The sequence below is a fragment of the Streptomyces sp. NPDC007863 genome (assembly GCF_040633895.1).
Lineage (GTDB): Bacteria > Actinomycetota > Actinomycetes > Streptomycetales > Streptomycetaceae > Streptomyces.
Map to the genome: position 1 here is coordinate 95,705 of NZ_JBEYEI010000021.1, position 21,114 is coordinate 116,818.

At 71.4% G+C, this 21,114-nt stretch carries 27 protein-coding genes and 1 pseudogene; 13 read left to right on the top strand and 15 right to left on the bottom strand.

Annotated features, from left to right (window positions below):
- Nucleotides 1-92: 92 nt before the first annotated feature.
- The 3 genes from ABZ621_RS29615 to ABZ621_RS29625 all read right to left on the bottom strand — a co-directional run bounded on the left by ABZ621_RS29615 (nucleotide 93) and on the right by ABZ621_RS29625 (nucleotide 3,124).
- On the bottom strand, nucleotides 93-1,430 hold the full coding sequence (locus ABZ621_RS29615) for a dicarboxylate/amino acid:cation symporter (RefSeq protein WP_360609498.1): 1,338 nt from the start codon (nucleotides 1,428-1,430) through the stop codon (nucleotides 93-95).
- Between the two features lie 369 nt (nucleotides 1,431-1,799).
- Nucleotides 1,800-2,579: a GntR family transcriptional regulator gene (locus tag ABZ621_RS29620; RefSeq protein WP_360609499.1), complete on the bottom strand. Its 780-nt coding sequence runs from the start codon at nucleotides 2,577-2,579 to the stop codon at nucleotides 1,800-1,802.
- On the bottom strand, nucleotides 2,579-3,124 hold the full coding sequence (locus tag ABZ621_RS29625; RefSeq protein WP_360609500.1) for a UTRA domain-containing protein: 546 nt from the start codon (nucleotides 3,122-3,124) through the stop codon (nucleotides 2,579-2,581). Before ABZ621_RS29625 ends, ABZ621_RS29620 begins: the two co-directional genes overlap by 1 nt.
- Before the next feature lie 132 nt (nucleotides 3,125-3,256).
- Here ABZ621_RS29625 and ABZ621_RS29630 point away from each other — a divergent pair, with 132 nt between their 5' ends.
- Nucleotides 3,257-3,511, top strand: a complete 255-nt coding sequence (locus tag ABZ621_RS29630) for a hypothetical protein (RefSeq protein ID WP_360609501.1) — start codon at nucleotides 3,257-3,259, stop codon at nucleotides 3,509-3,511.
- A 181-nt stretch (nucleotides 3,512-3,692) separates the two neighbouring features.
- Here the strand turns inward: ABZ621_RS29630 and ABZ621_RS29635 are convergent, their stop codons facing one another.
- Entirely contained in the window at nucleotides 3,693-3,959 is a 267-nt protein-coding gene (locus ABZ621_RS29635; protein WP_360609502.1) for a DUF4229 domain-containing protein, read from the bottom strand.
- Between the two features lie 204 nt (nucleotides 3,960-4,163).
- Between ABZ621_RS29635 and ABZ621_RS29640 the strand changes: the two genes are divergently transcribed.
- Nucleotides 4,164-4,697 carry a GNAT family N-acetyltransferase gene (locus ABZ621_RS29640; RefSeq protein WP_360609503.1) on the top strand — a complete coding sequence of 178 codons (534 nt, stop codon included), beginning with the start codon at nucleotides 4,164-4,166 and terminating at the stop codon, nucleotides 4,695-4,697.
- A gap of 108 nt (nucleotides 4,698-4,805) precedes the next feature.
- Nucleotides 4,806-5,690 (top strand): helix-turn-helix domain-containing protein, encoded by an 885-nt coding sequence (locus tag ABZ621_RS29645; RefSeq protein WP_360609504.1) that lies wholly within the window; start codon nucleotides 4,806-4,808, stop codon nucleotides 5,688-5,690.
- A gap of 54 nt (nucleotides 5,691-5,744) precedes the next feature.
- Here ABZ621_RS29645 and mqnE read toward each other — a convergent pair whose 3' ends face one another.
- Nucleotides 5,745-6,908, bottom strand: a complete 1,164-nt coding sequence (gene mqnE, locus ABZ621_RS29650; RefSeq protein ID WP_360609567.1) for an aminofutalosine synthase MqnE — start codon at nucleotides 6,906-6,908, stop codon at nucleotides 5,745-5,747.
- 50 nt (nucleotides 6,909-6,958) lie between these two features.
- Nucleotides 6,959-7,414, bottom strand: coding sequence for an Lrp/AsnC family transcriptional regulator (locus ABZ621_RS29655; protein ID WP_128976305.1), 456 nt, complete (start codon nucleotides 7,412-7,414; stop codon nucleotides 6,959-6,961).
- 154 nt (nucleotides 7,415-7,568) lie between these two features.
- Between ABZ621_RS29655 and ABZ621_RS29660 the strand changes: the two genes are divergently transcribed.
- Nucleotides 7,569-7,694: a hypothetical protein gene (locus ABZ621_RS29660; protein ID WP_360609572.1), complete on the top strand. Its 126-nt coding sequence runs from the start codon at nucleotides 7,569-7,571 to the stop codon at nucleotides 7,692-7,694.
- On the opposite strand, the gene ABZ621_RS29665 is transcribed toward ABZ621_RS29660, so the two are convergent.
- The 3 genes from ABZ621_RS29665 to ABZ621_RS29675 are packed head-to-tail and all read right to left on the bottom strand — an operon-like array spanning nucleotide 7,691 to nucleotide 10,738.
- Complete coding sequence (locus tag ABZ621_RS29665) at nucleotides 7,691-8,374, bottom strand: UbiX family flavin prenyltransferase (RefSeq protein WP_360609505.1); 684 nt, start codon at nucleotides 8,372-8,374, stop codon at nucleotides 7,691-7,693. The two genes, ABZ621_RS29660 and ABZ621_RS29665, sit on opposite strands and share 4 nt — an antisense overlap.
- A 10-nt stretch (nucleotides 8,375-8,384) precedes the next feature.
- Complete coding sequence (mqnP, locus tag ABZ621_RS29670) at nucleotides 8,385-9,287, bottom strand: menaquinone biosynthesis prenyltransferase MqnP (RefSeq protein ID WP_360609506.1); 903 nt, start codon at nucleotides 9,285-9,287, stop codon at nucleotides 8,385-8,387.
- On the bottom strand, nucleotides 9,287-10,738 hold the full coding sequence (locus ABZ621_RS29675; protein WP_360609507.1) for a menaquinone biosynthesis decarboxylase: 1,452 nt from the start codon (nucleotides 10,736-10,738) through the stop codon (nucleotides 9,287-9,289). Before ABZ621_RS29675 ends, mqnP begins: the two co-directional genes overlap by 1 nt.
- Nucleotides 10,739-10,828: 90 nt before the next feature.
- Here ABZ621_RS29675 and ABZ621_RS29680 point away from each other — a divergent pair, with 90 nt between their 5' ends.
- Complete coding sequence (locus ABZ621_RS29680) at nucleotides 10,829-11,212, top strand: PLD nuclease N-terminal domain-containing protein (RefSeq protein ID WP_360609508.1); 384 nt, start codon at nucleotides 10,829-10,831, stop codon at nucleotides 11,210-11,212.
- On the top strand, nucleotides 11,212-12,096 hold the full coding sequence (locus ABZ621_RS29685; RefSeq protein WP_360609509.1) for a LysR family transcriptional regulator: 885 nt from the start codon (nucleotides 11,212-11,214) through the stop codon (nucleotides 12,094-12,096). The genes ABZ621_RS29680 and ABZ621_RS29685 overlap by 1 nt, the downstream gene beginning before the upstream one ends.
- On the opposite strand, the gene ABZ621_RS29690 is transcribed toward ABZ621_RS29685, so the two are convergent.
- The gene (locus ABZ621_RS29690; protein WP_360609510.1) at nucleotides 12,008-12,928 is read right to left on the bottom strand and encodes a DMT family transporter; all 921 of its coding nucleotides are present in this window, start codon (nucleotides 12,926-12,928) and stop codon (nucleotides 12,008-12,010) included. The two genes, ABZ621_RS29685 and ABZ621_RS29690, sit on opposite strands and share 89 nt — an antisense overlap.
- 190 nt (nucleotides 12,929-13,118) lie before the next feature.
- Between ABZ621_RS29690 and ABZ621_RS29695 the strand changes: the two genes are divergently transcribed.
- A complete protein-coding gene (locus ABZ621_RS29695; RefSeq protein WP_360609511.1) occupies nucleotides 13,119-13,742 on the top strand; it encodes an NAD(P)H-dependent oxidoreductase in 624 nt (207 codons plus the stop codon).
- A gap of 23 nt (nucleotides 13,743-13,765) precedes the next feature.
- Here ABZ621_RS29695 and ABZ621_RS29700 read toward each other — a convergent pair whose 3' ends face one another.
- Together ABZ621_RS29700 and ABZ621_RS29705 are read right to left on the bottom strand one after the other, a co-directional pair.
- Nucleotides 13,766-13,969 carry a hypothetical protein gene (locus tag ABZ621_RS29700; protein WP_360609512.1) on the bottom strand — a complete coding sequence of 68 codons (204 nt, stop codon included), beginning with the start codon at nucleotides 13,967-13,969 and terminating at the stop codon, nucleotides 13,766-13,768.
- Nucleotides 13,966-14,145: a hypothetical protein gene (locus ABZ621_RS29705; RefSeq protein WP_360609568.1), complete on the bottom strand. Its 180-nt coding sequence runs from the start codon at nucleotides 14,143-14,145 to the stop codon at nucleotides 13,966-13,968. Before ABZ621_RS29705 ends, ABZ621_RS29700 begins: the two co-directional genes overlap by 4 nt.
- Before the next feature lie 192 nt (nucleotides 14,146-14,337).
- Here ABZ621_RS29705 and ABZ621_RS29710 point away from each other — a divergent pair, with 192 nt between their 5' ends.
- Both ABZ621_RS29710 and ABZ621_RS29715 read left to right on the top strand, forming a co-directional pair.
- Entirely contained in the window at nucleotides 14,338-15,084 is a 747-nt protein-coding gene (locus tag ABZ621_RS29710) for a DUF6879 family protein (protein ID WP_360609513.1), read from the top strand.
- Between the two features lie 10 nt (nucleotides 15,085-15,094).
- Nucleotides 15,095-15,943 carry a helix-turn-helix transcriptional regulator gene (locus tag ABZ621_RS29715; RefSeq protein ID WP_360609514.1) on the top strand — a complete coding sequence of 283 codons (849 nt, stop codon included), beginning with the start codon at nucleotides 15,095-15,097 and terminating at the stop codon, nucleotides 15,941-15,943.
- A 50-nt stretch (nucleotides 15,944-15,993) separates the two neighbouring features.
- On the opposite strand, the gene ABZ621_RS29720 is transcribed toward ABZ621_RS29715, so the two are convergent.
- Genes ABZ621_RS29720 through ABZ621_RS29730 form a run of 3 tightly spaced genes read right to left on the bottom strand, consistent with a single transcriptional unit; the run spans nucleotide 15,994 to nucleotide 16,993 of the window.
- Nucleotides 15,994-16,245: a hypothetical protein gene (locus ABZ621_RS29720; RefSeq protein ID WP_360609515.1), complete on the bottom strand. Its 252-nt coding sequence runs from the start codon at nucleotides 16,243-16,245 to the stop codon at nucleotides 15,994-15,996.
- Nucleotides 16,242-16,595 (bottom strand): hypothetical protein, encoded by a 354-nt coding sequence (locus ABZ621_RS29725; protein WP_360609516.1) that lies wholly within the window; start codon nucleotides 16,593-16,595, stop codon nucleotides 16,242-16,244. The genes ABZ621_RS29720 and ABZ621_RS29725 overlap by 4 nt, the downstream gene beginning before the upstream one ends.
- 53 nt (nucleotides 16,596-16,648) lie before the next feature.
- On the bottom strand, nucleotides 16,649-16,993 hold the full coding sequence (locus ABZ621_RS29730; protein ID WP_360609517.1) for a hypothetical protein: 345 nt from the start codon (nucleotides 16,991-16,993) through the stop codon (nucleotides 16,649-16,651).
- A gap of 355 nt (nucleotides 16,994-17,348) precedes the next feature.
- On the opposite strand from ABZ621_RS29730, the pseudogene ABZ621_RS29735 reads away from it, so the two are divergent.
- The 4 genes and pseudogenes from ABZ621_RS29735 to ABZ621_RS29750 all read left to right on the top strand — a co-directional run.
- Nucleotides 17,349-17,522 (top strand): annotated as a pseudogene (locus ABZ621_RS29735) (winged helix-turn-helix domain-containing protein); the annotation flags it as partial.
- A 78-nt stretch (nucleotides 17,523-17,600) separates the two neighbouring features.
- Nucleotides 17,601-18,053 carry a nucleoside deaminase gene (locus ABZ621_RS29740; RefSeq protein WP_360609569.1) on the top strand — a complete coding sequence of 151 codons (453 nt, stop codon included), beginning with the start codon at nucleotides 17,601-17,603 and terminating at the stop codon, nucleotides 18,051-18,053.
- Nucleotides 18,046-18,954: a 2-oxoglutarate and iron-dependent oxygenase domain-containing protein gene (locus ABZ621_RS29745; RefSeq protein WP_360609518.1), complete on the top strand. Its 909-nt coding sequence runs from the start codon at nucleotides 18,046-18,048 to the stop codon at nucleotides 18,952-18,954. Before ABZ621_RS29740 ends, ABZ621_RS29745 begins: the two co-directional genes overlap by 8 nt.
- Nucleotides 18,955-19,050: 96 nt before the next feature.
- The gene (locus ABZ621_RS29750; protein ID WP_360609519.1) at nucleotides 19,051-21,111 is read left to right on the top strand and encodes a hypothetical protein; all 2,061 of its coding nucleotides are present in this window, start codon (nucleotides 19,051-19,053) and stop codon (nucleotides 21,109-21,111) included.
- The last annotated feature ends 3 nt before the right edge of the window (nucleotides 21,112-21,114 follow it).

The following is a 21,114-nucleotide window of genomic DNA, read 5'->3' on the forward strand; positions in this document are numbered from 1 at the left end:
GCTTCCAAGATCGATTACCGAGTCGCCCGCGAAAGCCTACGTGCCCCCCGCCCGGACGGGGGCGAGGGGCACGCAGGCGTCGGGGGACGGGGTCAGGCAGCGACCGCGACCTTCTCCGGGGCGGCCTCGCGGGCGCCCTCGGGGCCGTCGATCGGGGACGACGAGGCGTTCTCGTACGCGGTGAGGTCGAGGATCTTCTCGCGGGCGGAGACGATCACCGGGACGAGCGCCTGGCCGGCGACGTTGGTGGCGGTCCGGATCATGTCGAGGATCGGGTCGATCGCCATGAGCAGACCGACGCCCTCCAGCGGGAGGCCCAGGGTGGAGAGGGTCAGCGTCAGCATGACCGTGGCGCCGGTGAGGCCGGCGGTGGCGGCGGAGCCGATCACCGAGACGAAGGCGATGAGCAGGTATTCCTTGATGCCCAGCTGGACGTCGAAGATCTGCGCGATGAAGATCGCGGCGAGCGCCGGGTAGATCGCGGCGCAGCCGTCCATCTTGGTGGTGGCGCCGAACGGGACGGCGAAGGAGGCGTACTCCTTCGGGACGCCGAGGCGCTCGGTGACGCGCTGGGTGACCGGCATGGTGCCGACCGAGGAGCGGGAGACGAAGGCCAGCTGGATGGCGGGCCAGGCGCCCTTGAAGAACTGGACCGGGTTCACCTTGGCGACGGTCGCGAGGAGCAGCGGGTAGACGCCGAAGAGGACCAGGGCGCAGCCGATGTAGACGTCGGCGGTGAAGGTCGCGTACTTGCCGAGGAGGTCCCAGCCGTAGTTGACGATCGCCTTGCCGATGAGGCCGGCGGTGCCGATCGGGGCGAGGCGGATGACCCACCACAGGGCCTTCTGGAGCAGCTCCAGGATCGACTCGGAGAGGGAGAGGATCGGCTGGGCCTTCTCGCCGAGCTGGAGGGCGGCGATGCCGGCGACGGCGGCCATGAAGACGATCTGGAGGACGTTCAGCTCGGTGAAGGGCGTGATGACGTCCGTCGGGATGATGCCGGTGAGGAAGTCGATCCAGCTGCCCTGGCCCTCGGGGGCCTTGCCGTCGGCGGGGGTGAGGCCGGTGCCGGCGCCGGGGTTGGTGACCAGGCCGATCGTGATGCCGATGGCGACCGCGACGAGCGAGGTGATCATGAACCAGAGGAGGGTCTGGGCGGCGAGGCGGGCCGCGTTGTTGACCTTCCGGAGGTTGGTGATCGAGACGAGGATCGCGAAGAACACGAGCGGGGCGACGGCCAGCTTCAGCAGCTGGACGAAGATGCCGCCGACCTGGATCAGGGTCTCCTTCAGCCAGGCGACGTCCTGGCTCCGGGCGATCCAGCCGAGCAGGACGCCGAGGACGAGACCGGCGACGATCTGGGCCCAGAAGGGGACCTTGGGTATCCGGGACGAGGGCTTGGCCTCGGTGGCGGACGCGGACGCGGACACGGACACACTCCACTGATGCGTATCGGGGAATACGGAAGGGGGGGTGCGGCACTCTCTCGCGCTCTCGCGCGGGGCGCCGCTGCATGCTGCCGGGGAGGCCGGGGCCTCAGGACTCGCGGCGACAACAGGCCGCGGACATACAGCGGCAGAGATCGACGTGCAGGCGCGCCACGAGCGGGGTACCCGCGGCGTGAAGGAGGCGCTCTGCTGTCGTCATGGCCGATACGTTAACACTTGAACTTTGAGAACCTCAAAGCCCTTCTTTGAGACAAGGAACCGGCCACTCCGGCCCGAAACACAAACACCCCTGGTGAGAGCCATCCAGCTCACACCAGGGGTGCGCGATCTGTGAGGAACCTTACGCGGCCCCTACATCTCGCCTTCCGGCACGGGCAGCCGATACCGCATCCGGTACCGGTGCGCCGCCTTCGTCATCAGCGTGACCTCGATCGGACGCCCGCCGTCGGAGAAGACGACCCGGAAGGCGACCAGGACGGGCATGTCCTTCGGCAGCTCCAGCGCCACGACCTCCTCCTCGGTCGGGATCTCGGACGACAGCTCGTCCACGAACTCACGCGGAGGAAAGCCCATCGAAGCGAGCAGCGCGGGCGTACCGCCCCGGATGAGCCGCTTCTCCAGTACGGCCGTGCCTTCGACGACGCCCAGCGGGTAGTACGACCGCGTGAGCTCCGTCGGCTCCCCGTCCAGGAGGAGGAGCTGCCTGCGCAGCACGGCACGCTCGCCGTCCTCCAGCCGCAGCGCCTCGGCCACCTCCCGCGGCGGGACGACGACCTCGACGTCGAGGAGCCGGATGCGACCGGACCGCTGCCGCTTCGCGGCCTCGGACACCCACGGGTACGGCTCCCCCGGCCCGGCCGGCCGCATGTAGGCGATCGGCTCGACGGACTGCTGCACGTGCTGCCGCACGTACACGCCCTTGCCCGGCAGCCCTTCGAGGAGCCCTTCGGCCTTCAGCATCTGGAGGGCCTTCTGGACGGTCGTGTTGGCCACGCCGCCGTACCGCTCCATCAGCTCGGCCGTCGAGCCCAGCTTGCTGCCGGGCGGCAGGTCGCCCCGGGTGATCAGCCGCCGGAGCTCCGCCGCGATCTTCTGATGCGGCGACCTCGGGTCCGCGAACTCCCTCGCCATCACGCGCCCCCCTTCCCGAGCCGGTACGTGAGGTGCCTGCCGTCCGGCATGACCATCAGGGCCGCCTCCACGGGCGTCCCGTCGGCGGTCCGCGTCAGCCGCAGCAGCCGGAGTACGGCGCTCGACTCGGCCAGACCGAGATGCTCGCGCTCCTCCCCGGTGGCCAGGCCCGCACTCACGTCCTCGACGACGTCGGAACCGACGTACCCCAGCTCCTTGAGCAGCGTGACGGCACCGCCGGGCACCTTGCGCGGCGCGGCCAAGGGTGTGCCACCGGCGACGGAGAGCGGGTAGTAGGAGTCGGCCAGCTCCACGGGCCGGTCGTCCAGCAGGATCAGCCGACGCCTGACGACCACCCGCTCACCGGCGGGCAGTCCCCACGCGGCACGGACGGCGTCGGGCGCCTCGACCTCGCCCGCGTGGAGCAGCCGCTGCCCACCCCGGCGCCCGCGACGGGCCGCCTCCTCGGTCCACGCGTCACTCCGGCCGGGCTCACGCGGGGCCAGGTACGGCGCGGTCTCACTGATCCACGCATCGCCCGCCATGTTCCTACCTCCAGCTCTCACTGTTGCCAGTGACCCTACGACGGGCCTGAGCCCGGCCCTCCGGGCCCGCTCCGAGGCCGGATGGCGAGAGTTCCTCGACCGATGGTTCGCCGCCTGGGAAGAGTCGGAGCGATGAGCGGCCCGGACGGTGAAGGCGGGGAGGATCACCCACTCCTGCACCAAAGGGTGCGCGACATCGCGAGCGGTGGCGAGGGCGTGCTGACGGCGATCGCGCACGAGCGGCACGGCGGCCGACTCCTGCGCATCGCCCACATCCAGCCCGTCACGGGCGTCGCCTGGACCACGGCGGCGGACAACGTCGGCCCGGCCCTGTGGCGCGGCACACCGGAGAAAGAGCGTCCGCCGTCAGCGGTGCCGCCCAGCTGACCCGAGGTCAGGATCGCGTCGCGGGGACGCCGGACCTGGAGCTCCATCCAAGGAAGGAGGAACAGCCGACGGAATCGGGAACGGTCGCGCCCCGAACGGGGAGGGCGCGCGCCTCGAACCGGCCGGAATTCCGCCCGCCGCGGCCGCGACGGGGCACGGCCGCGCGGGCGGGGCGGGCTGCTTAGAGCGCGTCCTCGCGGGTGCGGTTCTCGTGGAGGCGGCCCTTGGCGCGGTCGACCTTCTCGACGATGTCGGCGCTCAGGTCGTCACGCTGCTTGCGGAGCAGGACGAAGCTCAGGGGGGCCGAGACGACGATGGAGAGGAGCAGGACCCACAGGAGGTTGGAGTCGCCGAGGCCGCGCGGGAGCGCGCCGACGTAGACGAGGCCCCACAGGGCGAGGAAACACCCGGCGAAGATGCCGAGCCGCATCAGCGAGTAGCGGAGCATGACCCACTCTTTCGTTCCGAGGTTCCGAGGATCCGGGATTCCGGGGTGCCGAACCTTCCCATTACGGGACGAGCGTCCCCCAGTGAAGCACGGGGAGGCACGTCCGCCGGAGGCGGGGGCCGGTACGCCCGCCTCCGGCGGGCGGGGCGTCCGAGGGGCGGAAGCCTCTTGAGGACCGGAGGGGGTAATAGATAAAATGCGATCATGACCCTTACCTTTGAGGCCGATCCGGCCGTCGACCAGTCCCTGACCGACGGCGTCCTCGCCCTCTGGGCCGACGTCTCCAACGCGGGCGGCGCCGTCGGCTTCGTCCCGCCCGTCACCGCCGAGGAGATCCGCCCCGCCCTCCGCACGCACCTCGCCGCCATGGTCCAGGGCACCACCCGGCTCCTGGTCGGGCGGGACGAGGACGGGGAGGTCGCCGCCACCGCCTTCTTCACGTTCAACACCCACCGCCTGATGACCCACTGGGTGTGGCTGTACACGGTGATGGTCCACCCGAAGCACCAGGGCAAGGGGTACGGTCTCGACCTCATGGCGGCCGCCGAGCGCACCGCCCGCACCGCCCCCGGCTTCGAGGCGATCGAGGCGATCCGGCTCACCTGCCGGGGCGGCACCGGCGTCGACTCCTTCTACGCCCGGGCCGGGTACAAGGAGGTCGGGCGCGTCCCCGGCGCCATCCGCGTCGCCCCGGGCGACGACCGCGACGACATCGTCATGCTGCTGCCCCTGACCTGACCGGCCGACCCGACCCGATCGGGCACCGATTGTCGGGTCAGGCCCCGCACCCCGTTCCTACGGTGGGGACCACAGGAAGCAGGAAGGACAGGCCGTGCTGGAGGGACTTTGCTGGAGGGACTGAACCAGGCCCTCGACCGCATCGAGGAGCGCCTCGACGGCGACCTCGACCCGGCCGAGCTGGCCCGGATCGCCGCGACGTCCGAGTACCACCTCCGGCGGCTCTTCTCCGCCCTCGCGGGGATGCCGCTGTCGGAGTACGTGCGGCGCAGGCGGCTCACCGTCGCCGGCGCCGAGGTGCTCGCCGGGGAGCGGACGCTCCTGGAGATCGCCGTCCGGTACGGCTACGGCTCCGGGGAGGCCTTCGCCCGCGCGTTCCGCGCCGTCCACGGCATCGGGCCCGGCGAGGCCCGCCGCGCGGGCGCCGCGCTCACCGCCCAGCCGCGCATGTCCTTCCGCCTCGTCGTCGAAGGGAACAGCAGCATGAGGTACCGCACCGAGGCCAGGGGCGCCTTCCGGATCACGGGCAGCAGGGCCCGCGTCCCGCTCGTCCACGAGGGCGAGAACCCGGCGATCGCCGCGCAGATCCGGGGGCTCGGCCGGGAGACCCTGGACCGGCTCGCCGCCCTCTCGGCCGGGGCGCCCGCCGGGCTCGTCTCCGCCGTCGTCCACCTCGCCGACAGCCGTGAGGAGGGCGTGGAGCTCGACCACTGGTACGGCGCGATCACCGGACCGGAGGAGCGCGGGGGGCCGGAGCGGCCGGAGGAGTACGAGAGCCTCCACGTCCCCGCCGGCACCTGGGCCGTCTTCGAGAGCGAGGGTCCCTACCCGCAGGCGCTCCAGCACCTCTGGCGGGACGTCTTCACCGAGTGGTTCCCCTCGAACCCGTACGTCAGCCGCCCCGGCCCCGAGATCCTCTCGGTCCGCCCGGCGGAGGACTGGAAGACGGCCGCGGCGGAGCTGTGGATCCCGGTGGAGCACACGACGGCATGACGCGGAACGGCCCGGCGGGGGATCCCCGCCGGGCCGTTCCTCGCGCTCGGGACGTCAGACCCGCATCGGCTGCGGCGACTCCCGGCGCCCCTCGTCCGGGCCCGGGTACTCGCGGATGATCTCGTACCGGGTGTTGCGCTCGACCGGCCGGAAGCCGGCGTCGCGGATCAGCTCCAGCAGGTCGTCGCGGGTGAGCTTGTTCGGCGTGCCGTAGTTGTCGGCGTCGTGCGTGATCTTGTACTCGACCACCGAGCCGTCCATGTCGTCCGCGCCGTGCTGGAGCGCCAGCTGCGCGGTCTGCACGCCGTGCATGACCCAGAAGACCTTGACGTGCGGCACGTTGTCGAAGAGCAGCCGGGAGACCGCGAAGGTCTTCAGGGCCTCCGCGCCGGTCGCCATCGTCGTGCGCGCCTGCAGCTTGTTGCGGACCTTGCCGTCCTGCATGTCCACGAAGTCGTGCTGGTAGCGCAGCGGGATGAAGACCTGGAAGCCGCCGGTCTCGTCCTGGAGCTCCCGCAGCCGCAGCACGTGGTCGACGCGGTGGCGCGGCTCCTCGATGTGCCCGTAGAGCATCGTCGAGGGGGTCTTCAGGCCCTTGGAGTGGGCGAGCCGGTGGATCCGGGACCAGTCCTCCCAGTGGGTGCGGTGGTCCACGATGTGCTGCCGGACCTCCCAGTCGAAGATCTCGGCGCCGCCGCCGGTCAGCGACTCCAGGCCCGCCTCGATGAGCTCGTCGAGGATGTCGGAGGCCGACATGCCCGAGATGGTCTCGAAGTGGTGGATCTCGGTGGCGGTGAAGGCCTTGAGGGAGACGTTCGGCAGCGCCTTCTTCAGCTCGCTCAGCGACCGGGGGTAGTACCGCCAGGGCAGGTTGGGGTGGAGCCCGTTGACGATGTGGAGCTCGGTGAGGTTATCGCTCTCCATCGCCTTGGCGAGGCGGACGGCCTCCTCGATGCGCATCGTGTACGCGTCCTTCTCGCCCGGCTTGCGCTGGAAGGAGCAGTAGGCGCAGGAGGCGGTGCAGACGTTGGTCATGTTCAGATGCCGGTTGACATTGAAGTGGACCACGTCGCCGTTCTTGCGGGTCCTGACCTCGTGGGCCAGCCCGCCGAGCCAGGCGAGGTCGTCGGAGTCGTAGAGGGCGATGCCGTCCTCACGGCTCAGCCGCTCCCCGGCGAGCACCTTCTGCTCCAGCTCACGCTTGAGCCCCGCGTCCATGCGGCCGCCTCCCATGTATCCGACGAAATCAGGCTTCACCCACCGTACTCTCAGGCCTCTTCGGGCAGGTCCCCGACCCGGTTCTCCCACTTGGTGGAGAGCACGATCGTCGTCCGGGTCCTCGACACGCCCTTGGTGCCGGAGAGGCGGCGGATGGTCTTCTCCAGTCCGTCGACGTCGTTGGCGCGGACCTTGAGCATGAAGGAGTCGTCGCCGGCGATGAACCAGCAGTCCTCGATCTCGGCGAGGTCCTTGAGCCGGCGGGCCACGTCCTCGTGGTCGGCGGCGTCGGAGAGGGAGATGCCGATGAGGGCGGTCACGCCGAGGCCGAGCGAGGCGGCGTCGACGGTGGCGCGGTAGCCGGTGATGACCCCGGCCGCCTCCAGGCGGTTGATCCGGTCGGTGACGGAGGGGCCGGAGAGCCCGACGAGCCGGCCCAGCTCGGCGTACGAGGCGCGGCCGTTCTCGCGCAGGGCCTGGATGAGCTGCCTGTCCACGGCGTCCATAGGTATACGACCTTCCATTGTCCAGCGATACCGCAAGTTTAGGTGTAGAATCTAAGGCATGCAGGGCCAACACCCTGCGAATCTTTCAGTGGATCTGCGAAATTTCAGTGGATCAAAGACGGATCAACGACGATCTTTCAGGAGTGAGAACACCGTGTACACGATCGAGATGGCCTACGCCCGAATGCGCGAGCTGCAGGACCTGGCCAACCGCTCGCGTGCCCACCAGCCCACCACCGCTTCGAAGCGGGCCGTGAAGAAGGCCGCGAAGAAGCGCTAACCGGCACGGGGAACCCCCGGAGCTCCGCCTCCGAGTTCCCCCCGCCACCGGCGGTAAAGACCGTGCGGCACCCCTGCCGCGTCGAGCACCCGCCCGGCGACGAAGTCCACCAGATCCTGGATGTGCGTCGCCCCCGCGTAGAACGCCGGAGAGGCGGGCAGCACCACGGCGCCCGCCTCGTCCAGCGCCACCATCTGCTTCAGCGTCTGACCGCTCAGCGGGGTCTCCCGCACCGCGACGACCAGCGGACGCCGCTCCTTGAGCGTCACGCTCGCCACCCGCTGCAAGAGGTCCTTCGACAGACCGAGCGCCACTCCCGCCACCGCGGCGGTCGAGGCCGGCACGATCAGCATCCCCTTCGCCGGGTACGACCCCGAGGACGGCCCCGCCGCCAGGTCGCCCGCCGCCCAGTACCGCACGTCGCCGACGTCCACGTCGCCGTACGCGTCCGGCTTCCCGTCCGCGCCCCGCGCCAGCCACGTCGCCAGGTCCTCGCGCCAGTGCGCGTCCCGGAAGCCGATCCCCGTCTCGTCGAGCAGCGTCAGCCGCGAGGCCCGCGAGACGATCAGGTCGACGCTCTCCCCCGCCGCGAGCAGCCCCCGCAGCACGGAAGCCGCGTACGGCGTCCCCGACGCCCCGGAAATCCCCACGACCCACGGGGTGCGCTTGCCGTCGTCCATGGCGCCGAGCCTAGAGGGTGAGCCCGCGGACCAGCAGGTCGAGGAGGGCGCAGACGAAGAGGCTGATGCCGATGAAGCCGTTGGTCGTGAAGAAGGCGCGGTTCAGCCGGGACAGGTCGTGCGGCTTCACGATGGAGTGCTCGTAGCAGAAGGCCGCCACCACGATCACCAGGCCGGCCCAGAAGAACAGGCCCGCGTCCGTGGCCAGCGCGTACCAGACGAGCAGCCCCGTGGTGACGACGGCGGAGGCGCGGGCGCCCCACAGCGCCGCCGGGATGCCGAAGCGGGCCGGCACCGACATCACGCCGTGCGCCCGGTCCGCCTGCACGTCCTGACAGGCGAAGATCAGGTCGAAGCCGCCGATCCAGATGCCGACCGCGAGGCCCAGGACGACCGCGTCCCACGACCACTCGCCGGTCACCGCGAGCCAGGCGCCGATCGGGCCGATCGCCTGCGCGAGGCCGAGGATCGCGTGCGGGAAGTTCGTGAACCGCTTGCCGTACGGGTAGACGACCATCGGGATGACGGCCAGCGGCGCCAGCGCCAGACAGAGCGGGTTGAGCAGCGCGGCGGCGCCGAGGAAGACGACGACCGCGATCCCGGCCCCGGTCCACGCGGACCGCACCGACACCGCGCCCGTCACCAGCTCGCGCTGGGCGGTGCGCGGATTACGCGCGTCGATCTCGCGGTCGATGATCCGGTTGCAGGCCATGGCGAAGGTCCGCAGCCCCACCATGCACACCGTGACCAGGAAGAGCGTCCACCAGTGGACCTTCCGGTCCAGCTGGAACATCGCGGTGAGCGAGGCGATGTAGGCGAAGGGCAGCGCGAAGACCGAGTGCTCGATCATCACGAGCCGCAGGAAGGCCTTCGTACGTCCCGGCTGCGCGCCGGGGACGGCGGCGGTCGCCATCACAGCCCGTACTCCTTCCAGCGGCGGTCCACGAGGGCCGATGTCGCCGGGTCCGACTCCACCATGTCCGGCCAGCCGCCGTCCCGGGTGTAGCCCTCCTCCGGCAGCTTCTTCGTGGCGTCGATGCCCGCCTTGCCACCCCAGAACTGCTGGTAGGAGGCGTGGTCGAGGTGGTCGACCGGGCCTTCGACGACGGTCAGGTCGCGGGCGTAGTCGGTGTTCCCGAGGGCCCGCCAGGACACCTCGTGCAGGTCGTGCACGTCGCAGTCCTTGTCGACCACGATGATCAGCTTGGTCAGCGACATCATGTGGGCACCCCAGATGGCGTGCATGACCTTCTGCGCGTGCTTCGGGTACTTCTTGTCGATCGAGACGATCGCGCAGTTGTGGAAGCCGCCCGACTCCGGCAGGTGGTAGTCGACGATGTCCGGCACGATGATCTTGAGGAGCGGCAGGAAGAACCGCTCCGTCGCCCGGCCGAGGGGCCCGTCCTCCGTCGGCGGCCGGCCGACCACGATCGACTGGAGCAGCGGACGCTTCCGCATGGTGACGCAGTCGATCTTCAGCGCGGGGAACGGTTCCTGCGGGGTGTAGAAGCCGGTGTGGTCGCCGAACGGCCCCTCCGGCAGCATCTCGCCCGGCTCCAGCCAGCCCTCGATCACGACCTCGGCGTTCGCCGGGACCTGGAGCGGCACGGTCTTGCAGTCGACCATCTCGATCCGCTTGCCCTGCACGAAGCCGGCGAAGAGGTACTCGTCGATGTCGCCGGGCAGCGGGGCGGTGGAGGCGTACGTGACGGCCGGCGGGCAGCCGAAGGCGATCGCGACCGGCAGCCGCTCGCCGCGCTCGGCGGCGACCGCGTAGTGGTTCCGGCTGTCCTTGTGGATCTGCCAGTGCATGCCGATGGTGCGCTTGTCGTGCCGCTGGAGCCGGTACAGGCCCAGGTTCCGCACGCCGGTCTCGGGGTGCTTGGTGTGGGTGAGGCCCAGGTTGAAGAAGGAGCCGCCGTCCTTGGGCCAGGTGAAGAGCGCGGGAAGGAGGTCGAGGTCGACGTCGTCCCCGGTCAGAACGACCTCCTGGACAGGAGCGTCCTTCACCTTCTTCGGCGGCACGTGGACCATCGAGCCCAGCTTGCCGAAGGCCTCCCGGACGCCGACGAAGCCGTGCGGCAGCTCCGGCTTGAGCAGCCCGCCGATCTTCTCGCTGATCTCCTCGTACGACGTCAGGCCGAGGGCCTTGAGGAGCCGCCGGTCCGTGCCGAACACGTTCATCGCGAGCGGCATGGCGGAGCCCTTCACGTTCTCGAAGAGCAGCGCCGGGCCTCCCGCCTTGTTCACGCGGTCGACGATCTCCCCGACCTCCAGGTACGGGTCGACTTCGGCCTTGATGCGCTTGAGGTCGCCTTCGCGCTCCAGGGCCCTGAGCAGCGAGCGGAGATCGTCGTAAGCCATACGGGCAAGTATCGGTCACCGGCTACGCTGGACTTGTCACCGGGGCCGACTCGACGCGCCCCCGCCACCGCTTCCAGGGGGCTGCTCCACATGCTCAGGGCACTGATGTTCATCCTGCCGCTGGCGTTGACGATCTATGCCTTCATCGACTGTCTGAACACCCCCGAGGACGAGGTCAAGCACCTGCCCAAGGTGGTCTGGGTGATCATCATCCTGCTGTTCTGGATCGTCGGCCCGATCGTGTGGATCTTCGCGGGCAAGGCCCGGCGGACCACGGCCGGCGGCGGGCGCGGCGGCCGCGGCGGCTGGGTGGCGCCGGACGACAACCCCGAATTCCTGAAGTCCCTCTCCGACGAGAAGGCCGCGGAGCAGAAGGAGCGGGACGACGCCCTGTTCGAGGACTGGGAGGCGGACCTGCGCCGCCGCGAGGACGAGCTGAAGCGCCGCGAAGAGGGCGACGACAAGGAGAGCTGATGGAACTGCGACTCCTCTCCACCTTCGAGAAGGTCGCCGAAGTCCTCTCCTTCACCCGCGCCGCCGCCGAGCTCGGCTACGCCCAGTCGAGCGTGACCTCGCAGGTCAAGGCGTTGGAGACGGCGCTCGGCACCGAGCTGTTCGAGCGGCTCGGCGGCCGGATCCGGCTGACCGGGGCCGGCGAGCGGCTGCTGCCGTACGCGCGCCGCATGGCCGAGCTCGCCGAGGAGGCGCGGGCCGCGGTCGCCGCCGGGGAGGCCGCCGGGACGATCACCATCGGGACCATGGAGTCCCTCACCACCTACCGGCTCCCGCCGCTCCTGGAGTACGTCCACCACCGGTACCCGGCCGTCCGCCTGGCCCTGCGGCCCACGCTCGGCGACGCGACGCGGCAGGCGCTGCGGCAGGGCACGTACGACCTGGGCTTCCTCATGGAGGCGGAGACCGAGCACGACGGCCTGGAGACGGAGGTCCTGGCGCCGGAGCCGCTGGCCCTGGTGGCCGCCCCGGGCCACGCCCTCGCGGGCCGTACGGGACTGGCCGCGGCCGATCTCGCGGGCACCGCCCTGGTGGGCACCGAGCCGGGCTGCGCCTACCGCGACCTCTTCGAGGCGGAGCTGGCGGGCGCGTCGGGGCCCTCGCGGCCGGAGTTCCTCGAATTCGGCACGATCGAGGCGAGCAAGCGGGCGGTGGCGTCCGGGCTCGGGATCGCGCTGCTGCCCCGGATCACCGTCCAGGAGGAACTGGCGTCCGGGGCGCTGGCGGCGCTGGGCTGGGAGCCGCCGTTCACGCTCTTCACGCAGCTCGCGTGGCGGCGGGGGAAGCGGCTTCCGGCGCACGTGCGGCTGTTCGTGGAGCAGGCGCGGCGGCTCGCGCGAGAGTGACCTTCAGGCTGGCGAGGACGATCAGCGGGACGCCGAGCGCCTGCACGAGCCCGATGTGGTGCCCGTACACCGCCCAGTCGACGACCATCGCGACGGCCGGGTAGGTGAAGGCGAGCACGGCGATCTTCGGGGTGGGCAGCTTGGCGTAGGCGGCGTACATGAGGACGTACATCAGCCCGGTGTGAACGATGCCGAGCCCGGCCAGCCACCCCCACCCGGCGCCGAGCCCGGCGACCGCCCCGAAGTCGGCGAACGGCAGCAGCAGCGGCACCCCGGCCACCACCTGCACGAGGGCGATCAGATGCGGCCGTACGCCGCCGATCCGCTTGGTCACGAAGGTGGCGAGCGCGTACAGCACGGCGGCGGCGAGCGCGTACCCGAGCCCCTTGAGGGAGGCGGTGTCCCCCGGCCGCACGCCGGAGACGAGGACGAGCCCGGCGAAGGCGACGGCGAGCCACGCCACCTTCCCGGCGGGGATCCGCTCCCGCAGGAAGAAGGCGCTGAGCAGCACGAGGAAGAACGGCTGCGTGTGGTAGACGACGGTGGCGAGCGAGATGGACGAGGCGGCGTAGGCCTCGAACAGGAACACCCAGTTGAAGACGATGAACACCCCGCCGAGGAGGGCGAGTCCGAAGGACCGCGCGGTGAAGCCGTGCCCGGTGAAGTAGCCCCGCGCCAGGCTGTAGAGGCCGAGCGCGACCGCCCCGAAGAGGCACCGGAAGAACACGACCTCGAAGGGCGAGGCGCCCGACTCCACGACGAAGACGCCGAGCGTGCCCGACAGCACCATGGCGAGGGTCAGTTCGAGGGTTCCCCTGGTCTCGTTTCTCATGCCGCCGACGCTACGGACGGGGCCCGGCACGGGTCCACGGGCCGCTGGGGCGTCCTGCCGATGGGCCCCATCGGCGGATCCGATGGGGCCCGGGAGGGATTCGCTCGGCGAAAGCGGAATACCCGCGCACGACGACTAGTTGTCGGGGAAGCACGCCCGCCCGTGCGCACCCACGAGACAGGAGCACCCCATGTCCCCCGACGCGACCCCCGCCCAGGACCGTTCGTTCCTCTTCGTCCTCGGCAGCTCCCGCGCCGACGGCAACTCGGAGATCCTGGCCCGCGAAGCGGCCGCCCACCTGCCGGCCGGAATTCCGCAGCGCTGGGTGGACCTGAACCGCCTCGACCTCCCCGACTTCCAGGACGGCCGCCACGAGACCGCCGCCCACCAGATGGGCGAAGTCGAGGCGGACCTCCTGAAGGCCACCCGGGAGGCCACGGACATCGTCATCGTCTCGCCCCTGTACTGGTACACCCTCTCCGCCCAGACCAAGCGCTACCTGGACTACTGGTCGGGCTGGCTGAACCTCCCGGACTCCGACTTCAAGCAGCGCATGGCGGGCCGCACCCTGTGGGGCGTCACGGCCCTGTCCCACGAGCACCACGTCGTCGCGGACGGCCTCACCACCGCCCTCCACAACTCGGCCGCCTACCTGCGCATGCGCTTCGGCGGCGTCCTCCTGGGCACCGCCTCCCGCCCCGGCCGCATCCGAGCCGACGAGCAGGCCCTGATCCGGGCGAAGACCTTCTTCGAGAACGACGCCCCGCCGGCGCTGTTCGCGTACGAGGAGGAGGCGGCGGACGCCATGGCGTGAGGCGTGGGCGGGGAGACGGAGCCCTACGTCTCCGGCACCACCGAGTCCAGGGGGACCATCCACTCCCTTCCACCCCCGGCCTCGGGCCACAGGAACGCAGTGGGCCGCTTCCGGCGCCGACCGGGCAGCTCGGCGGGGTCCTCGTAGTCGACGATGACGTCCCGCAGGATGCCGACTCTCCCTGCGCCGTCCCGGACGCGCCCGCCGATGTGGCGGGCGGTGATCACGAGTGCCCCTCGGGATGCCGCCGCAGCAGGACGTTGCAGTCGGTCACGGTGGTGAGGTCCCCGACGACACGTGCCCGGTCCCGCACGTTCGCGAGCTCGACGCAGCCGGCGCAGCCGTCGACGGGCTCCGGGTCGGGGTCCGGGGAGGGCAGGGTGAGATGGACCGGGTCGCTCATGGTCGTCTGGCGCTTTTCCATGAACCTGACGCTAGAAAGGGGGAGTTGGGGCGAGCCAGGTAGCTTTCTCGGATTTGCCGGTCAGGTCACCGAGTTTGCTGGACTTTTCTCGCGGAGTACCGCTGACCTGCTAGAACCGAGCCAGGCCCACCGACCATGCTGGGGTTCAACACCCTGGAAGGGAGAGCGTTCATGGCACGCCAGTTGCGCTTCACCGGTACCGACAGCAAGGTCGACGGTTGCCCCGCCCTGCACGTGGACGAGGGAACCGGCGACGTCATCGTCCAGGGCACACCGGTCACCGACCCGGCGGACCTCGCTCAGCTCCAGCACTTCGGACCGGACGAGGCGGCGGTGGCCGTACCGCGCGAGCTCCTCGTGAACTGGGGCCCCAAGGAGATGAAACGCGTGCCAGAAATGGTCGATCGGGACACGTTCCGGCGCCTCTTCGAGACCTTCGAGCACACCGCCTGGCGCCTGGAGACACGGCGCGGCTACGCGTCGGACCGGCAGGACCCCGACTACCAGGAATTCCTGGCCACGGGCGCGTGCCCCTGTGACCTCACCGAGCCCTGGTTCGCCAACATCCGTGCTCAGGTGGACGCGGGCAAAACGGTCGGCCGCGTCAGGATCGCCGACAACCCGCCGACCCCAGAGCAGTCGTTTCTGCTCTACTACTCCCGGCACAACGCGGCTTCCGGCGAGGACATCCGCTACCTGTGGCGCGAGAAGACCGCCGCCCTGCCCGCCGAGGACTTCTGGATCTTCGACTCCCGGATCGTGGCTCTCCTGCACTTCGACGACGATGACAACATGCTCGGCATCGAGTTGATCACCGAGCCGGCGGAGGTCGTCCGGTACTGCGTCGCCCGCGACGCGGCCACGCACCACGCTGTGCCGTACGACCGGTTCGCCGAGCAGGTGGCTGAGGCCGAGTGACGGGTGACCGGTGAGCACCGACTACCAGCGGGCCCGGGAAGCGTTGGGGGCGCGACTTCGCGAACTCCGCTTCACCTGTCCTGCCGGCCGGCTCACCGGTCAGCAGCTCGCCCAGCGGCTCGGCTGGCAGGGATCCAAGGTCAGCAAGCTGGAGAACGGGAAACAGACGGCGACCCCCGAGGACGTGAGGGCGTGGGCCGACGCGACCGCGCAGCCGGAGGCGTACCCCGAACTGGCAGCCCGGCTGGCCGGTTTCGAAACCGAGATCAGGTCGTGGCGCAGGGCGCTGGCCAACGGCTTCCGGCCGATGCACGAGGGACTGACCGCCGAGATCAACCGCTCCTCCGACATCTGGGTATGGGAGGAGGCGGTCGTCCCAGGTCTGTTGCAGACCCCCGAATACGCGCGACACGTCGTCCAGCGCTACGCGGATCTACTGGAGGTGACGAAGGGCGTCGAGGACGCCGTACGCTCCCGGACGCAGCGCCAGGAGTGGCTGTACCAGCCGGGGCACAAGCTGCGCGTACTGGTGTGGGAAGCTGCCCTGCGGTCACTGATCTGCCCGCCGTCGGTGCTGGTGAGCCAGCTCGACCGGCTCGCCGGGGTGATCGGGATGGACACGGTCGAGCTGGGCGTCGTCCCCCTCTCGGCACCAGTGAAGATCGTCCCCGCCAACGGCTTCTGGATCCTGGGCGACCGCCTGGTCGTCGCGGAGGACTGGCACGCCGAGTTGTGGCTGGACGACGCCGACAACCTCGCCTTGTACCGGAAGGTCTGGAAGACGCTGCGGGAGTCGGCCGCGTACGGGCCGGAAGCCCACACCATCGTCAACGCGGCTCGACGGGCACTGAAACCGTGAGGCGGGAAGAGGAGCGGGAACACCAGGCCCGGGACACCCGCCGACGGCTGTCAGAGGCAGGTCACCTGGAGGACGTAACCGCACTCATGGCGTGGGACGAGAAGGAAGACGAACATCCCACCGGTGACCCGCACGTGTTCGCTCCGGGGGTTCCCACCCTGGAACAGGGAGCCATCGAGGTAGAGGGCTTCCGCCGCCCTCACCAGCTCGTCCGCCCGCCCCTCCACCTCGGCGACGAAGGCCGGCGGCGCTCCCCCGATGACCTGCTCCTCGCTGGGGTCGTACTCCCACCTCCAGCTCACCCACCCACCGCCCTGTGCGCGGCTCGGATGATGTCCCCCGCGGCCCGTACGTGACGGCGGCTCTCCTCCGGGTCCTCGGCGATCTGCGCCAGGTACTCGGCGCGGCGCAGTTCACGCGCGGTGTCCGGGAAACGCTCAATCTCAATGACGGCGGCCCACTCGATCAGGAACATCCGCAGGGGTGCGATGCCGCTCTGCTCGATGGCCTCCGTGACGGCCGTACGCTGGCTGGCGTCCATCTCGGGCAACCGCTCGGGAGCGACGACGGCGAGGGCTGCCCGCAGCGCGGCGGGAGTCTGCTCGGGGCGCGGGATGAGTTCTCCGGCGTGGTCGGCCTGTGTCGTCACCATGTCCTCCAGAAAGGGTGCCCCGGCCAGCGTATCCAGCCGGAGCGAGCCGCCGCTCATACCTGGCCGCCGGCATGGCAGGCGCACCCGCACACGAGGTACCGCACGCCCGGTACGCCGCTGTCGCGGGGTGCGTGGTCGCGGCAGCGGTCGTGGCGGCCGACGATGCAGCGCGGGGAGCGGAACTCGGGCTCGGGCTCGGGCTCCGGCGCCAGGGCGCGGGCCAGGAGGGAGACGCTCACCGCGTCGGCGACCTCAGGGGTCACCCACCAGCCGTCGCCCGCGCGGTCGCGGTGCAGGCCGTCGTGGCCCACGTCGAGGACGCAGACGGACCCGCCCCACACGGGCCGGACCACCTCCGCGACGGCGTACACGGACCGCCGGGCCCCGCAGCGGCTCATCGGGCGCCCCCGGCGTGGATGTTGCGGCGGTCGACGTCGACACCGACCGTGGCCAGCCACAACGTCCACCGACGCCGCCGTTGCGCCGCCGGCGTGAGCGTCCAGAGAAGGAGAGGGAGGAAGGGGATCAGGGTGTGCGCGATAAGGTTCCGCACGTCATCAACTCCGTTGGTAGTTGGTGGCCATGCCCCGGGGCCGGTAGGACGGTCGCCGGGGTCTTGTACGTGCGCCTCACGATAGTCCGCGCTACACATTGCTACATAGTGACGTAGCTAGATCCATCCGAACGTGACTTTGTATGACTATCTAGTGTTGACGCATGAGCCTTGACCCGCAGTCGGGACGCCCGCTGTACATGCAGCTGGCTGACGTGATCGCAGCGAAGATCGCGGCCGGGGAGTACGCGCCCGACCGCATGGTTCCCGCACCGACCCGCCTCGCCGAGGAGTACGGCATCGCCGTGCTGACCGCCCGTCGTGCCATGCGCCAGCTCGCCGAGCACGGGCTGGTCTACACCGTGCCCGGCAAGGGCTCCTACGTCACACCCGCCGCCGGGGTCACCGCCATCCCAGGTGATCCGGGCGCCTCGCCGGGGAAGGCTCCCCGCATGGACCAGGACCAGGCCCGCCGGTGGCTCGCCGTCGCCCTCGACGAGGCCCGTGCGGGGCGGGACGAGGGCGGGGTGCCGATCGGGGCCGCGCTCTTCGGGGCCGGCGGGGAGCTGCTCGGGCGGGGGCACAACCGGCGGGTGCAGGACGGGGACCCGTCCGCGCACGCCGAGACCGCCGCGTTCCGGGACGCCGGGCGGCAGCGCTCGTACCGGGGGACGACGATGGTCACGACGCTCTCGCCGTGCTGGTACTGCTCCGGGCTGGTGCGGCAGTTCGGGATCTCCCGGGTGGTCGTCGGGGAGGACCGGACCTTCCGCGGCGGGCAGGAGTGGCTCGCCGCGCACGGGGTCGAGGTCCTCGTGCTCGACGATCCCGGCTGCGCCGAGCTGATGCGTACCTTCATCGCCGCCCACCCCGCCCTGTGGAACGAGGACATCGGTCATGAGTGAAGCCCGGCTGCCCGTCATCGACCTCTCCCGCGACCCCGCGCCGCAGCTCCCCGCCGTCGACCGGGCGCTGCGCGAGGCCGGGTTCCTGCTGGTCGGTGGGCACGGGGTCGATCCGGGGCTGCGACAGGAGATCCGTGAGAGCGCCCGGGCGTTCTTCCACCTGCCGGCCGCCGTCAAGGAGCCGTACGCCGTGCGGGTCGGCGGGCGGGGGTGGCTCGGACCGGGCGCGGAGGCGAACGGGTACGCGGAGGGGACCGCCACCCCGCCCGACCTGAAGGAGTCGCTGTCCTTCGCCGCCGAGGAGCCGACCGGCGACCCCGCCGTGGACGCCGAGTGGTTCCTGCCGAACCTCTGGCCCGCCGAGGTGCCGGAGCTGAAGCCGCTGGTGGAGACGTATCTCGCGCAGATGAAGGCGCTGTCGGACCGGGTGCTCGACCTGCTCGGGGTGGCGCTCGGCGAGGAGCGGGACTTCTTCACGCGGCACACCGGGCACCCCACCTTCGGGTTCAACATCAACTGGTACCCGGGGCAGGAGCGGACCGGCGCCCCGGAGCCGGGGCAGTTCCGGATCGGGCCGCACACCGACTTCGGGACCGTCACCGTCCTCGACCGGCAGCGGGGCAAGGGCGGGCTGCAGCTCTTCACCGACGCCGGCGGCTGGCAGGACGCGCCGTACGACCCGGCCGCCTTCACCGTCAACATCGGCGATCTGATGGCGAGCTGGACGGGCGGGCGGTGGCGGTCCGGACGGCACCGGGTGCTGCCGCCGCCGGCCGACGCGCCCGACGAGGAGCTGATGTCGCTGGTGTACTTCTACGAGTGCACCCCCGGCACCACGATCCACGGCATCGAGTCCCACCGGTACCTGCGGGCACAGCTCGACGCGATCGCCACGGAGTGACGACACTTCGGCAACGGTCCCGAAAAGGCGTTCCAGTTCCCTCCTGTTCCCAACACGCCGTCGTTATCCTGGAGTTCACTGCGACGGGGGTGGCGGGTGGACAGAGAGCTGTACGGCCGCGAGGCGGTCCTGGATCCTCGCGGACTGGCCGCGCGGCTCATCGGGCTCGGGCCGAACGGCCAGGGGCGGGTGCCCTTCGAGCACGGCGACGACCCGCCCGTCACCGTCTTCACCGGCGGGCGCGGCATGGGCAAGACCGTACTGCTCAAGGAAGTCCGCAACCGCTACCGCGACTTCACCCCGCTCGCCCTGCTCGACTGCGCCCACATCGAGGAGCCGGCCGATCACGGCGCCGGCTGGTCCCCGGTCACCGGCGCGCTCGCGGAGCTCTCGGTGCAGCTCGGGCGGAGGACCGACGCGGTCAGGGCCGTACCGTTCCCGCGGCTCGCGCTCGGGCTCGTCGCCGTCACCTCGGTCGGCTGGACGCGGGAGGACGACGAGCGGGCCCGCCGCGACCTGTTACGCCTCGGGCCGCTGCTCGCCACCGTCGACGCCGGGCGCGCGGCCGCCGCCGCCTGGGTCGGCCGGGTGCTCGCCAAGCTCGCCGGCACGGCCGCCGAGGCCGGCGCGCCCTTCGCCGGGCTCGTCGCGGAGGCCACCGTCGAGACGGTCGTCGACGAGTTCTTCAACCGCTTCAAGAAGGCGCCCGAGGAGTGGTTCGGCGGCTACCGCAACGCCGGCGGGCGCGGCCGGGCCGGGCTCCAGCAGCTCGCCGTCGACTTCGCGCAGGGCGGGCCACGCCGCGAGGAGGCCGAGGCCTTCCTCGTCCTCACCCTCACCGAGGACCTGCTCCGCGCCTACACCGGGCTGCGCCGCGGCAGCCGGGTCGGCAGGCCCCTGATCCTCCTGGACAACGCCCATGAGCTCGTGGGCCGCGCCCTGGTCGAACCGATTCTGCGGGCCCGCTCCGACGGCCGCCGCGACCACACCGTCGTCCTCGCCGCCTCCCGGCTGCGCGAACACGAGGCGCTGCGCCACGCCACCCGCCTCCGGCTGCCCGAGACCGCCCACCAGGCCCCCTGCCCGCGCACCGGCCGGGTCGGCTCCGGCCTCCTCGCCGTCGAGCTGACCCCGCTCACCCCCACCCAGACCCGCGCCGCCTTCGACCGCCACGACCCGGCCGGCAGCGCCCCCGCCACGCTCTCCCGGGCCGTCCACCGGCTCACCGGCGGCCGCCCGCTCGGCGTCGACCTGCTCGCCCGCGCCGCCGGCGAGACCCCGACAGCCGACCGCGCCCGCCTCACCCCCGGCGGGCTCCTCGACCGGACCGTGGAGCTCCGCGAGGACGCCGCGCCCCTGCCCGTCGCCCCCGCCCTCCTCGCCGCCCTGCTGCCGGTGCCCAGACCGGGGCCGTACGCGGTCCTCGCCGCCGCCCACGACGAGGACTCCGCCCGCCGCCTCGCCCAGGCCCGGCTCGCCGCCGAGTCCCTCGACGGCGACGTCGCCCTCCGCGTCCGCGACCGGCTCCGCGCCGAGCACTGGACCGACCACCCCGGCCACTTCGTCGGCGACCCGCTGCTGCGCTCCCTGCTGCTGCACCGGCTCCGCTTCGAGGACGCCGACCCTCCGCAGTACTCCGCCTGGCGGGCCGTCCACGAGACCCTCCGCCGCCACTACGGGCCCCAGCCGGGAGCGCACCGGCTCCACCACGACCTGGCGCTCGGCGACACCGCCGAGGCCGTCGCCCACCTCCGGCTCACCTTCCCCGGCCCCGACGTCCTCGGCTGGCTCGGCCTGCTGCGGTTCGTCGCCGCCGCCCCCTACCCGCGCGAGCGGGGCCGCACCAGCCCCGACCCGCGCCGGGCCGTCGCCCTCGGCCAGGAGGCCGACCCGGCGCTGCCCGACGGGCTCGGCCCCGACGCCGCCGAACTGCACCTCTCCGTACGGCGGCTGCTGCACGCCGTATGGCTGCTCACCGATCCGCTCGCGCTGCCCGACGAGGAGGTCGCCGCCCGGCTCGCGTACGAGCTGCGCCGGCTCTCCGGCCGTCACCTCACCGGCAGCGGTCCACTGTGGGACGCGGCCGGGCACTGGCCGCGGGACATCCGCGCCTGGCGGGAGCTGTCGCTGCCGCCCGGGCGCGAGGACGGAGTCTGACGC

Excerpts from the sequence above, each read along its gene's own strand:
- ABZ621_RS29620 (WP_360609499.1), bottom strand. The coding sequence starts at position 2,579 with ATGGCGAGGGAGTTCGCGGACCCGAGGTCGCCGCATCAGAAGATCGCG.
- ABZ621_RS29625 (WP_360609500.1), bottom strand. The coding sequence starts at position 3,124 with ATGGCGGGCGATGCGTGGATCAGTGAGACCGCGCCGTACCTGGCCCCG.
- ABZ621_RS29630 (WP_360609501.1), top strand. The coding sequence starts at position 3,257 with ATGAGCGGCCCGGACGGTGAAGGCGGGGAGGATCACCCACTCCTGCAC.
- ABZ621_RS29635 (WP_360609502.1), bottom strand. The coding sequence starts at position 3,959 with ATGCTCCGCTACTCGCTGATGCGGCTCGGCATCTTCGCCGGGTGTTTC.
- ABZ621_RS29640 (WP_360609503.1), top strand. The coding sequence starts at position 4,164 with ATGACCCTTACCTTTGAGGCCGATCCGGCCGTCGACCAGTCCCTGACC.
- mqnE (WP_360609567.1), bottom strand. The coding sequence starts at position 6,908 with ATGGACGCGGGGCTCAAGCGTGAGCTGGAGCAGAAGGTGCTCGCCGGG.
- ABZ621_RS29655 (WP_128976305.1), bottom strand. The coding sequence starts at position 7,414 with ATGGACGCCGTGGACAGGCAGCTCATCCAGGCCCTGCGCGAGAACGGC.
- ABZ621_RS29665 (WP_360609505.1), bottom strand. The coding sequence starts at position 8,374 with ATGGACGACGGCAAGCGCACCCCGTGGGTCGTGGGGATTTCCGGGGCG.
- mqnP (WP_360609506.1), bottom strand. The coding sequence starts at position 9,287 with ATGGCGACCGCCGCCGTCCCCGGCGCGCAGCCGGGACGTACGAAGGCC.
- ABZ621_RS29675 (WP_360609507.1), bottom strand. The coding sequence starts at position 10,738 with ATGGCTTACGACGATCTCCGCTCGCTGCTCAGGGCCCTGGAGCGCGAA.
- ABZ621_RS29680 (WP_360609508.1), top strand. The coding sequence starts at position 10,829 with ATGCTCAGGGCACTGATGTTCATCCTGCCGCTGGCGTTGACGATCTAT.
- ABZ621_RS29685 (WP_360609509.1), top strand. The coding sequence starts at position 11,212 with ATGGAACTGCGACTCCTCTCCACCTTCGAGAAGGTCGCCGAAGTCCTC.
- ABZ621_RS29690 (WP_360609510.1), bottom strand. The coding sequence starts at position 12,928 with ATGAGAAACGAGACCAGGGGAACCCTCGAACTGACCCTCGCCATGGTG.
- ABZ621_RS29695 (WP_360609511.1), top strand. The coding sequence starts at position 13,119 with ATGTCCCCCGACGCGACCCCCGCCCAGGACCGTTCGTTCCTCTTCGTC.
- ABZ621_RS29705 (WP_360609568.1), bottom strand. The coding sequence starts at position 14,145 with ATGAGCGACCCGGTCCATCTCACCCTGCCCTCCCCGGACCCCGACCCG.
- ABZ621_RS29710 (WP_360609513.1), top strand. The coding sequence starts at position 14,338 with ATGGCACGCCAGTTGCGCTTCACCGGTACCGACAGCAAGGTCGACGGT.
- ABZ621_RS29725 (WP_360609516.1), bottom strand. The coding sequence starts at position 16,595 with ATGGTGACGACACAGGCCGACCACGCCGGAGAACTCATCCCGCGCCCC.
- ABZ621_RS29730 (WP_360609517.1), bottom strand. The coding sequence starts at position 16,993 with ATGAGCCGCTGCGGGGCCCGGCGGTCCGTGTACGCCGTCGCGGAGGTG.
- ABZ621_RS29740 (WP_360609569.1), top strand. The coding sequence starts at position 17,601 with ATGGACCAGGACCAGGCCCGCCGGTGGCTCGCCGTCGCCCTCGACGAG.
- ABZ621_RS29745 (WP_360609518.1), top strand. The coding sequence starts at position 18,046 with ATGAGTGAAGCCCGGCTGCCCGTCATCGACCTCTCCCGCGACCCCGCG.